The following is an 11,322-nucleotide window of genomic DNA, read 5'->3' on the forward strand; positions in this document are numbered from 1 at the left end:
AGTGTCTGTTGCAGACTTAAAGCGTAGACGACAATGCGCAGCCTCAGTTATTTACTCGACATGGCCGGATAGCGTTGGCGTAACGCGCTGAATATTTGCGTCATATCCGCCGTTTCGCCTACTTCCTCCACCGCCTGGAATACCTGCGTTTTCAGGAAGTGACGCCAGCTGATGGGCGCATCCGCTAAAAAAGCGGTCAGCAATTGATAACGCGCAGGCGTCCAGAGCGTTTCAAAGGCGCTGCGGGCCGCACCGTGATCGAAATGCTGCGTAACGCTTTGCGGCAGGTTCACCCGTAAATCTGCCGTCGCGGCCACATCGATTTCATCATTTCTTATCACCACACCATATTGGCTGCGTGCCGCGTCCAGGCTGAGAAACCCGCAGCGTACATCCGTTAACACCGCCTGCGGATCGCGCTGTGCAGCCAAGCCGTAACCGCCCGCGCCGGGACCACGCACCTCAACCACATCGCCTGGCTGGCATTTGATCACATCGGTGTTGCCATGCTCAATCACCTTGCCGTCACGCAGCGTGCGGAAATGGGATAGTGCACCCGCCTGGCCGCCCACCGCACCTGCTGACGCAAATACTGAGCGATTACGATTACGGGCGGTGATGGTTGTGTCTGGCGAGAAGAGTTCAAACGCCATTTCGGTTGCCAGCCCGCCACGGTATTTTCCCGCGCCCGCGCTGTTCTGCGCCAATCCATAACGGATAAAACGGATGGGTACTTCGGCTTCGTTGATTTCGATCGGCGTATTTTTCAGGAAGGCGGATAAGCCGCCGGAACCTTCTGGACCATCGTGGCGCGGCGTGCCGCCAGCACCGCCGCCGACGGGTCCCAACGAGGCCACCACGCTGCGGTTTTGCGCATCACTGGTGCGAATATTCATAATGGAGTTACCGCCGGGCGAATTGGCGGGTAAGCGATCCGGCATTGCCAGAGAAAATACGCCGACAGTGGCGATTTGCGACAGCGCACAGGTTAGTGAGCGCATACCAACTGCCGCTGGCGCTTCGCAATTCATTATCGTGCCAGGCGGTAAAATTGCGCGTGTTGGACGCAGCGTTCCGGCGTTCAATAGCAGGTTGCGATCCAGCGTTGAAAGCACATACGTCACGCCGACCAGCGCCAGCGGATGACGCTCGCGCCCGCCGGTGGGCATATTCAGCGACGAAGTGAGTTGCGGATCGCTGCCGGTGTAATCCAGCTCCAGCGTCTCGCCGTGCACGCGCAAGGTGATCGCCACGCGACACGGATAACCGCCCTCGCCATCTTCATCGGCGTAATCAGCATAGAAATATTCACCATCCGGGATGGTGGCAATAATGGTGCGCGCCTGGCGTTCGGCGTAATCGAGAATGCCTTCAATGCCCTGTAAAAAATCATCGATACCAAAACGGGCAATAATGTCGTGGATTTTGCGCTCGCCGACGTTCACCGAGGCGAGTTGCGCTTTAAAATCACCCCAGTTTTGATCGGGTACACGCACGTTAAGGCGCATGATGCGCGCCACGTCTTCGTTTAAAACGCCGTTGCGCATGATTTTCAGCGGCGGAATACGAATGCCTTCCTGCACGATGTCGGTCAACGAGCGCGACAGTGAAGCAGGCACCGCACCGCCTACGTCGGTGTTATGAATGTGACCGACCACAAAGCAGACGATTTCACCGTGGTGAAACACTGGCTTCCAGATGTGTATATCGGGCGAATGCGTCGCCACATTGCCTGCGTAGGAATCATTGGTGATGCAGATGTCCCCTTCGGCATAATCGTCAATCAGCGCCAGTACCGGCGCGTAATCAATACCGCTGTACCAGGGCGCGCCAAAGCTGCGCGGTGAAGCGAAAGCTAATCCCTCGCGGCTAACAATTTGGCAGGAGAAATCTTCGGTCTCTTTCACGAAGGTGGAGTGCGCGGTGCGCATCAGAGTAAATGCCATCGCATCGGCGGCGGCAGCGCAGTAGTTCGCGAGAATCTGTAAGTTACGTCCATCAATAGCCATGTTATGCCTCCAGCGCCGTGATCAGCAGGTTGCCAAATTCATCCACCTTCACCGTCATCCCCGGCGGCACGCAGGTGGTGCAATCATCCTGAGCGACAATCACCGGGCCGTTAAATTGATGACCCGCAAGCAGCGTATTGCGTAACACCACATCAACCTGATGAAACGCACCATCAATCCACGCCTGAACCTGCTTCATCGCGTTGACCGGTTCACTGGCGAGGGGTAAACGATTTAACGCCGGTTTAGGCGTTGGCGAGCTGATCACCAAACGCAGGTTGATCAGTTGAACCGGCGCATCGGCATCACAATGACCAAACATCTGCTGATGCTGCCGATCAAAAGCCGCGTGAAGCGCGTTGACGTCTGCCTGTGCCAGCCATGCCTGCTCAAGCGGCACGTCGATTTCAAACGACTGACCGCGATAACGCATGTCGGCGCTGAACTGCAGGCTATAAGGCATTTCAGCGCCGTGCTCCTGCGTTAGCCAATGGCGTGCACGTTGGCTGAGCGTCTCCGCTTCGGTCGCCAGTTTGTCGGCCAGTTGCCGATTGAGATCGCTGTAGAGCGTGCGAATAAAATCGTTGCGAATATCTGCCACTAAACCGCCGAGCGCGGAGAGCACGCCAGGCGTCGGCGGCACGATCACCCCTTTCATGTTGAGTTCTCGCGCCAGGAAACAGCCCATCATTGGGCCTGCACCACCGAACGCCAGGAACCAGAACTCACGCGGATCGAGGCCAAAGCGCGACAGCAAGCCGCTGGTGTCGCTGTACATGCTGGAAACGGCAAGCTGAATGCCCGTTTCGGCGGTCTCTTCAATGGAGATATTCAGCGCTTCGGCCAGCGGTTGCCACGCGGTGCGAGCCGCAGCAATATCGACTTTTACTGCGTTATAGCCAAGATCGCCATGGCCGATCATGCCGCAGGCGGCAAAGGCATCGGTGGCGGTGGGCTGTGTGCCGCCGCGCTGAAAACAGACCGGTCCCGGCAGCGAACCGGCGCTGTCCGGTCCCATTTGCAGCACGCCTTGCCCGTCAATCCACGCCAGCGAGCCGCCGCCTTGCCCTACCGAGGTTACTGCTACAGAAGGAATGTAGATCGGGAAATCACCAATGATTTCGCCGTTGCCCTGCGCGACTTCACCCTTAATGATCACCGCCACATCTGCGCTGGTGCCCCCGATATCCAGGCTGAGAATATTATCGAACCCGCAGGCGCTGGCGAGATAGCTGGCCCCAATCACGCCCGACGCGGTGCCAGATAACACCATTTGCACGCATTCACGTTTCGCCTGCTCCACACCCATTACGCCACCGTTAGATTTGGTGATGCGCGGCGGTGGCGTCACGCCCATGGTGCGCAACGCATTTTCAAACGATTCGAGATAATTGATCACCATCGGCTGTACGTAGGCGTTGATGGTTGCAGTAATAGTGCGTTCGTACTCGCGAATAATCGGCCAGATATCAGCGGAACAGGACGTGAGTAACTCGGGTGCGACCTCAGTAATGATCGCCTTTACCGCAGCTTCATTATGGCGATTGCGGTAGCTGTGAAGCAGCGAGACCACAATGCCCTGACAACTTGCGGCGCGCGCTTCTTCAATCGCGTCGAGCACGCTTTGACGATCAACCTGCTGAAGCACATTGCCGTCACGATCGGTGCGTTCGCGGATGGCGAAAACCCGATCGCGGGAAATCAGCGGCGCCGGACGGCGTGAAAACAGATCGTGAATATGGGGGATTTTCAGGCGCGCCAGCTCCAGCACATCGCAAAATCCATCAGTAGCGAACAGCGCAAGCCGCACACCTTTACGCTGAATAACAGCGTTAATGCCGACGGTGGTGCCATGGGTAAAGTAGCTGATTTCGCTGGGTTGAATGTTGTCGCGCTGCTGAAACTGCGCCAGACCGGTGAGAATTTCACTGCCCGGCTGATCCGGGCGCGACAGCACTTTCAGGGTATGAATCTGGTTAGTGTGCTGATCCAACACGGCAAAATCGGTAAACGATCCGCCAATATCCACGCCAACGCGGTAACGCATGTTGAGTTAACTCCAGAGTCAGGAGAGAGGAAATTCCATTAGCTTGTGTGGCTCTTGCACCACTCGCCAACCGAGTCGCTGATAAACCTGATGGGCATCGTTGGTTGAAAGCATCCAGCGATGCACCGTTTGCAATTCTTTGTGCTCACGCACGCAGGTCGCGAGCCAGCTTCCCAGCCCGTGTCCGCGCCAGTTCTCATCAATCATCACATCGCACAGCCAGCCGAAACGGGTGTAATCGGTGATTAACCGACCAAAGCCGATTTGCGTAGTCTGGTGTGAAGCGTGGTGATAAAGGCCAAACGGCAGCGAGCCCGCAATGGCCCGCATGGTTTTCTCGCGCGGCTGACCTTTTGCCCAGTACGAGCGTTCGGATAACTGCATGTGAATCCAGTCGAGATCGAGCCGCTGCCGTTCGGTAGAAAGGGTGAAGTCATCGCGCTGCCACTGTTGATCAGCAATGTGTAAGAGGGTCATGACAACTCCTTGTATCGGTTGGGATCAGTTTAAAAGCGTTGGTCTGCACAGCCAGGCTGAAGCGGCCGCGTTAACCATTAAGATAAAGGGAATTTTGGGCAGGAAAGAAATTTTATGCTGCGTGAAGTTTTATCGGGAAACGGTGTAATTTTCTCCTTACCCAGCCTTTCGCTCAGAGGGAAAGGGCTGGGCAAGAGAAAAGCTTATGCACCAAACTCTATTGGATTGTGTTTGGCGATCAGCGACCGCAACGGCACGCTGCTTTTCATGATCGGGGATTTAATCACGATATAGCTGAAGTACTTATCGATGCCGATTTGCGCATCCAGCATCTTTTCAATCACTTCCTGGTAATGTTCAATGCTGCGGGTAATAAAGCGCAGCAAATAGTCGTAGCCGCCGGTAATTAAATGGCACTCCATCAGCTCATCCACATCACGCATCGCGCTTTCAAATTTCATGAAATCTTCGCGGCGATGGCCCGACAGCGTAACTTCGGTAAAAACCGTCACGGAATCGGTGATTTTGGTCAGATTGATGTGGGCTTCGTAGCCCGTGATGAATCCCGCCTGTTCCAGCCGTTTAACCCGTTGCAGGCAAGGGCTGGGCGAGAGGCCTACGGCATCGGCGAGATTAACATTGCTGATACGGCCATCTTTTTGCAGTTGCACCAGGATGTTGATGTCGATGCGGTCTAATTTCATTAAGCCGTTCATAGCACCTCATTGTTAACCATTTAGGTTTAACCTCCCGAAGATATACCACGCTTTAAGGTCAATGCGCCAGCCTCACGCAGTGGTCTTACCATCGGGAAGTTTTCAAATTATTTCAATAATATCAATGAGGAAGCAAATGTTAGCCCAAGCGTCCAGTCGCACGTGCCAAGGCGATATCGAAAATATGTAACGCCTCTTCCAACTGTGAATCAGTTGTGACCAGCGGAGCAAGGAAACGCACCACGTTGCGATGCAGGCCGCATTTAATCAGCAGCAATCCTTCCTGGCAGGCGCAATCCAGAATCTTCTGCGTCAATGCCGCGTCAGGACGACCGGTTTCATAATCCAGAATTTCCACCGCCTGCATAAAGCCAACCCCACGCGCATCCGCGATACAGGCATACTTCTCTGCCAGCTGGCGCAGGCGCGCATTCAGCTGTACGCCAAGCTGATTTGAACGCTCAAGCAGGTTGTCATTTTCCAGCAGATCCAGCACCGCCAGCGCCGCTGCACAAGCGAGCGCGTTACCGCCGTAAGTACCGCCTAAACCGCCCGGTGTTGGTGCATCCATGATCGCTGCTTTACCCACGACGCCAGAGATGGGTAAGCCGCCGCCGAGGCTTTTTGCCACGGTGACCAGATCCGGTTTGATACCCAAATGCTCGAAGGCAAACATCTTGCCGGTACGACCAAAGCCGGTTTGCACTTCATCGCAAATCAACAGAATGCCGTGTTGCTCAGTAATACGACGCAGCGCCTGCATGAAAGCGGGGCCGGCTGGCAGGAAACCGCCGTCGCCCTGCACCGGCTCAATGATGATTGCCGCTACGCGTTCGGGCAGAATCTGCGCCGCAAACAGCTGATCCAGCGCTTTCAGGCAATCGACTTCCGACACGCCATGCAGCGGGTTTGGGAAGGGTAAGCGATAGATTTCGCCAGGGAATGGGCCGAAGTTTTGTTTATAGGGCGCGCTCATGCCGGTGAGTGTGACACCGAGCAGCGTACGACCGTGAAACGCGCCGTCAAAGGCGATAATGCCTGGACGTTGGGTGTGAGCGCGGGCAATTTTTACCGCATTTTCTACCGCTTCTGCGCCGCTGGTGAAGAACACGCTTTTATAGGCTTCATCGCCGCCTACCAGTTTATTCAGGCGCTGCGCCAGTTCGATGTAACCCGGATACGCTACCACCTGAAAACAGGCGTGCGACACCAAACCAAGCTGACGCGTCACCGCATTCACCACCGCCGGATGATTATGACCGACGTTAAGCACACCAATGCCACCGACGAAATCCAGATAGCGATTGCCTTCAACGTCCCAGACTTCACTGCCTTTGGCGCGTTCAATGACCAGCGGATGCGCGGTGACGACGCCACGCGGCACATTCTGCTCACGCGCATCCAGTAACACAGCGTTATCCGAATATGTTTGCTGTTCCATAACATTCTGCATTTTCAACCCCTATCCACGTAACGTTCGATTGGCTCAAGTATCGCAAGCGGTTGGATTCGCACGCTGCTGTAATAACCTGAGCAGCGGCATTTCCTGTCAAAATCCTGCGTCAATCAGCAGGGAAATTTCTCACTCAGCGCCTGACGAACCAGCGCGACAAACGCATTGATGCCGTAAGGGATCAATGCGTCATTAAAGTCGTAAGCAGAATGGTGCAGCGGCTTACTCGGCGCGCTGCCCAGCCAGAGATAAGCGCCGGGTTTGGCCTGCAACATAAACGCGAAATCTTCTGAGGTCAGCGCGGGTTGTCGAGCGGTTTCGGCAGTAAAACCCGCCTGTTTCACGGCGTTCAAGGCAAAATTTGCTTCAGTTTCGCTGTTGACCGTGGCCGGGTAATAACGCAGATAGTTGACCTCGACATTGAGCCCATGCGCTGCCGTGACGTGTTCTGCCATCTGGCGCAGCCGCGTTTCGATAACATCCTGCGCCGCCGGGCTAAAGGTGCGAACGGTGCCCGTGATGCTGGCTTCCGCCGGGATCATGTTGTGCGAGAATCCGCCCTGCATCCGCGTCACCGTCAGCAGTGCCGGTTCGCAAGGATCCAGCGCACGCGCCACCAGGGTATTCAATTGCACCACCAGTTCGCTGGTCGCCAGCAAGGTGTCGCGGGTGAGATGCGGCTGTGCAGCATGACCGCCGCCCCCTTTTACCGTGATGTCGAAACGATCTGCCGCCGCCATGATGGCGCCGGGCCGGGTGTGGATTTCACCCAGCGGCAGTTCCGGCCAGTTGTGAATCGCATACACCGCTTCGCATGGAAAGCGCGTGAACAGGCCATCGTCAATCATCGCTTTGGCTCCCGCCTGCCCTTCTTCGGCAGGCTGAAAGATAAAGCAGACGCTGCCGTCAAAATCAGTGTGCCGCGCCAGCTGCTCGGCGGCCCCTAATAACATCACCGTATGACCATCGTGACCGCAGGCGTGACAAACACCAGCATGGGTGCTTTTCCACGGCGCATCGCCGTTGTCCTGCATCGGCAAAGCGTCCATGTCGGCGCGCAGGCCAATCATGCGGCTGCTTTGCCCTTTTCTCAGCACGCCTACCACGCCGGTTTTGCCGAGTCCGCGATAGACCTCAATGCCCAATGCCTGAAGGAAGTTCGCCACGATATCGCTGGTGCGTTGCTCCTGATAGCCCAGCTCAGGATGCGCGTGCAGATCGCGGCGCAGCGCAACTAAGGGTTCAATAGCGATCTCAAGATTCATTTCAGTAGCCTCGCGAGCGATCAATTAAACCGATCATCGGTTCACCACGCTGATAACGGCGCAAATTTTGCAACAGTGCCGCAATGGCGCTGTCGGTTTGCGTTTGGCTGGCGATATGTGGCGTTAACCAAATCGCAGGATGTGACCAGAAAGGATGTTCCGTAGGCAGCGGCTCGGGATCGGTAACGTCTATCACTGCGGCGCGCAGTTGACCGCTTGCCAGCGCCGCCAGCAGATCGTTTTCATTAAGCTGGGGCCCGCGTCCGGCCTGCACCAATCCCGCGCCGTAAGGTAACTGGCGGAACAGCTCAGCATTGAGCAAGCCTCGGGTGGTGGAGGTCAGCGGCAACAGGCAAACCAGAATGTCGCTGTGGGCAAGGAAATCCGCCAGCTGATCGTCGCCATGCCAGCAGCGCACCCCCTCGATTTCGCGTGCTGTGCGGCTCCAGCCGGCACAATCAAATCCCATGGAAACCAGCTGTTTCAAGGCAGCCTGGCCGAGTTCGCCTAATCCCATGATGCCAACTCGGCGTTGTGACGCAGGAATGGCGTTATGCGCCCGCCATTGCTGATTGCGCTGCTGCTGGAAATAGCGCGGCATGTCGCGATGCAGGCCAATCACCGAAAAGGCGATGTATTCAACCATGCCTTGCGTCAGGCCCGGCTCAATCATCCGCACAACCGGAAGATCGGGCGGCAGTGCAGAGAGATCAAACTGATCCGCGCCCGCCCCCACCGAAAACAGTACTTTCAGGTTGGGAAAGGTGGCAAGAATATTAGCCGGCGGCTGCCACGCCACCAGGATTTCAACCTGATCCGCCTCGCCGATGTCGGGCCACAGATGCAGCTGAATATCTGGCGCGTGCTGCGCTAGCCAGGCCTGCCAAAGCAGACCGCGTTCAGGTTCCGATTTATAAACGATATGCATCAGGCCATCGCCTGGGTCATTAACCCAAACGCCTGCATGCCTTGTGGCGTCCAGGGCGTTCCCCGCACCATGATGGTGGGCGCATCCACCTGTTCCAGTCCGAGCGTAGTCAGCCACTCCGCCAGCGGCAGCGCGCCATCGGTATCAATGCGAATGAATTCACCGCCCAGGCCCTGCATCAACGCAGTAATTAACGCCTGAGCAACCGGTAATTCTTTCGCGATCACTGGGCCAATCGCCCAGCCATGACCGAAACGGCGCAGGCTGGCGAAGCCCTGAATTTGCTGTTGGGCATTTTCCAGCACGATGGTCTGATTATCAGCAATCAGGTGCTGGTATAACGCAGGGCGCAGCATGCCGTGCGCCTGCTGATCTAACGCTACCAGCGTGGCATGATCGGCTTCGACCGCGCTACGCAGCTGCAATGCGGTAGGAATGACAACGTTTGGTACCGCAGCCAGCGCCCGCGTTTGATGCTGACGGATGCTGCCGCAGGTGACAAACCCGAGCTTCTCATACAGCCCTTTACCCATTTCGGTGGCGTGCAGCCTGACGTTATAGCCCGGCACTTTTTCCAGCAGCGCCAGCATCAGCTGCTTGCCTAAACCGCGTCCTTGCTGCTGGTTATCTACAATCACTAATCCGATGGTGGCGGCTTTGTCGCCCCAGCGCCAGAGAATCGCGCTGCCGATCAGTTTGCCGTGCTCTTCAATCACCACGCCTTCACCCAACTGCTGCGCCAGCTGCCAGTCTTCGCGGCGATGCGGCCATTTCAACGCTTGCGTCAGGGTAAAACAGGTGTCGACATCGCCCGCTGTCATATTGCGTACGGTCATATTCATTGCTGTCTCCTTACATCATGCCCGGGGTTTCTAAGCCGCTGCCATCAACCAGACGGCTGTAACGATAGGGTGTGGGATCAACAATCGGCGTGGACTCGGTGGCGAGATCGGCGGCAAGACGACCCGCGCCCGGCCCAATGCCAAATCCGTGGGCGCTGTAGCCTGCCGATAACACCAGTCCCGGCAGTTTTGCCACGGTTGAAATCACCGGAATCGCGTCTGGCGTGCTGTCGATCATGCCGCCCCACGACTGCGCCAGCTTGAGGTTGGCCAGCGCCGGATACTCTTTGCGCATCGCATTCAACCCTTCCTGCACAATGTTCGCGTCGGCGGCAGGATCAAGAATGCGCATTCGCTCAAACGGCGATTGCGCATCAAATTCCCAGCGCCCCATCGCTTCCGGGCCGTCAAAGAACGGCTTAAAGCCGAGGTTAAGTTTGAGATTCTTGCGGCGACTTTTGAAGGTGGGATAGAACTGACGCGCATAGCGCAGCCCCTGTGCGCCCGGCTCTAAACGCCCGCGTCCCGATACCGAAACCGTGTAGCTGCCATCCAGCTGTGGACGACAGGCGAAGCCTGGTGTGTAAAGCGGCATGCCGATGGCTTGCTCAATCGGTTGGGTGCGGAACGCGGTGCCGATCACATTGCCCAGCGGCAGGTCGATGCCGTGACGACGGCAGAACATGGAAGTCCAGGCACCCGCTGCGCAGATGACCCGATTGGTTTTGATCAAGCCGCGTTCGGTCCAGACGCCGCTGACACGCCCGGCGGAGATGTCCAGCCCGCGCACCGCGCATTGCTGAAACACCATTGCGCCGAGACGCTGCGCACCGATGACCAATCCCGGCGCGGCCAGCCGCGGTTCGGCGTGTCCGTCGGTGGGTGACGAAACGCCGCCAAGCCAGGCAGTGGTGCTGCCGGGCGTCATCGCTTTGGCCTGTTCAGCGCTGAGCATGTCACTGCGCACGCCGTAGTTTTTGGCCATCTGGCCCCACTTTTCCCATGCGGCGATGTCTGTTTCGATGCGCGTGGCGTAAACCAGCCCGCTGCGGCGGAAACCCAGCTCTTCACCCGTTTCCTGGTTCAGTTCGCCCCAGCGCTGGAGCGAATGGATGATCAGCGGTAATTCGCGTTCGTCGCGGTTTTGTTGGCGACACCAGCCCCAGTTACGGCTGGATTGCTCCGCCCCAACCAAACCTTTTTCGATTAACACCACTTTTAAACCCTGTTTCGCCAGTTCCCACGTGGCAGCTGAACCGGCAATACCGGCGCCGATGACGACCACATCTGCGGCGTCTGGGAAATTTGCACTGTCCTGTACATATCGAATCGGTGCAGGCATAGCGTTGCTACCTCTTTTTTGCTTATTGGATGGGTGTAGTCACCCTGAATAAATTGTGCGGGCTGCCTTCGTTTGTGCTGGCTGTCCCCCATCCCGGCCTTCCCCCGCTGGCGGGGGAAGGAGATGCTGCCGCATGCGGGTGTTGAGCGGGCATAAAGCAGCGTCTTCCTCCCCCATTAATGGGGGAGGACCGAGGTGGGGGAAAGCCAGCACCCTCTAAGGGCAGCGCGCACCCGCCAGTGA

At 57.0% G+C, this 11,322-nt stretch carries 9 protein-coding genes; all 9 read right to left on the reverse strand.

Translation table 11 applies throughout. The features are described from left to right. Positions 1-47: 47 nt before the first annotated feature. Positions 48-2,009, reverse strand: coding sequence for a hydantoinase B/oxoprolinase family protein (locus tag ACF2G4_RS07430; protein ID WP_409075783.1), 1,962 nt, complete (start codon positions 2,007-2,009; stop codon positions 48-50). Position 2,010: 1 nt separating this feature from the next. Next, positions 2,011-4,056, reverse strand: coding sequence for a hydantoinase/oxoprolinase family protein (locus ACF2G4_RS07435; RefSeq protein ID WP_409075784.1), 2,046 nt, complete (start codon positions 4,054-4,056; stop codon positions 2,011-2,013). An 18-nt stretch (positions 4,057-4,074) separates the two neighbouring features. Next, positions 4,075-4,533 (reverse strand): GNAT family N-acetyltransferase, encoded by a 459-nt coding sequence (locus ACF2G4_RS07440; RefSeq protein WP_215846463.1) that lies wholly within the window; start codon positions 4,531-4,533, stop codon positions 4,075-4,077. 203 nt (positions 4,534-4,736) lie between these two features. Next, positions 4,737-5,249, reverse strand: coding sequence for an Lrp/AsnC family transcriptional regulator (locus ACF2G4_RS07445; protein ID WP_243077642.1), 513 nt, complete (start codon positions 5,247-5,249; stop codon positions 4,737-4,739). Positions 5,250-5,388: 139 nt separating this feature from the next. Next, positions 5,389-6,702 carry a 4-aminobutyrate--2-oxoglutarate transaminase gene (gabT, locus tag ACF2G4_RS07450; protein WP_215846462.1) on the reverse strand — a complete coding sequence of 438 codons (1,314 nt, stop codon included), beginning with the start codon at positions 6,700-6,702 and terminating at the stop codon, positions 5,389-5,391. 113 nt (positions 6,703-6,815) lie between these two features. Beyond that, on the reverse strand, positions 6,816-7,949 hold the full coding sequence (locus tag ACF2G4_RS07455; protein WP_243078482.1) for a M20 aminoacylase family protein: 1,134 nt from the start codon (positions 7,947-7,949) through the stop codon (positions 6,816-6,818). A 19-nt stretch (positions 7,950-7,968) separates the two neighbouring features. Further along, complete coding sequence (locus ACF2G4_RS07460; protein WP_409075785.1) at positions 7,969-8,895, reverse strand: 2-hydroxyacid dehydrogenase; 927 nt, start codon at positions 8,893-8,895, stop codon at positions 7,969-7,971. Continuing rightward, positions 8,895-9,737 (reverse strand): GNAT family N-acetyltransferase, encoded by an 843-nt coding sequence (locus ACF2G4_RS07465; protein WP_409075786.1) that lies wholly within the window; start codon positions 9,735-9,737, stop codon positions 8,895-8,897. The genes ACF2G4_RS07460 and ACF2G4_RS07465 overlap by 1 nt, the downstream gene beginning before the upstream one ends. 10 nt (positions 9,738-9,747) lie before the next feature. Continuing rightward, the gene (locus tag ACF2G4_RS07470; RefSeq protein ID WP_409075787.1) at positions 9,748-11,079 is read right to left on the reverse strand and encodes an NAD(P)/FAD-dependent oxidoreductase; all 1,332 of its coding nucleotides are present in this window, start codon (positions 11,077-11,079) and stop codon (positions 9,748-9,750) included. Between the last annotated feature and the right edge of the window lie 243 nt (positions 11,080-11,322).

Source organism: Pantoea phytostimulans, from assembly GCF_046118715.1.
Lineage (GTDB): Bacteria > Pseudomonadota > Gammaproteobacteria > Enterobacterales > Enterobacteriaceae > Pantoea > Pantoea phytostimulans.

Excerpts from the sequence above, each read along its gene's own strand:
- ACF2G4_RS07465 (WP_409075786.1), bottom strand. The coding sequence starts at position 9,737 with ATGAATATGACCGTACGCAATATGACAGCGGGCGATGTCGACACCTGT.
- ACF2G4_RS07435 (WP_409075784.1), bottom strand. The coding sequence starts at position 4,056 with ATGCGTTACCGCGTTGGCGTGGATATTGGCGGATCGTTTACCGATTTT.
- ACF2G4_RS07460 (WP_409075785.1), bottom strand. The coding sequence starts at position 8,895 with ATGCATATCGTTTATAAATCGGAACCTGAACGCGGTCTGCTTTGGCAG.
- ACF2G4_RS07445 (WP_243077642.1), bottom strand. The coding sequence starts at position 5,249 with ATGAACGGCTTAATGAAATTAGACCGCATCGACATCAACATCCTGGTG.
- ACF2G4_RS07430 (WP_409075783.1), bottom strand. The coding sequence starts at position 2,009 with ATGGCTATTGATGGACGTAACTTACAGATTCTCGCGAACTACTGCGCT.
- ACF2G4_RS07470 (WP_409075787.1), bottom strand. The coding sequence starts at position 11,079 with ATGCCTGCACCGATTCGATATGTACAGGACAGTGCAAATTTCCCAGAC.
- ACF2G4_RS07440 (WP_215846463.1), bottom strand. The coding sequence starts at position 4,533 with ATGACCCTCTTACACATTGCTGATCAACAGTGGCAGCGCGATGACTTC.
- gabT (WP_215846462.1), bottom strand. The coding sequence starts at position 6,702 with ATGCAGAATGTTATGGAACAGCAAACATATTCGGATAACGCTGTGTTA.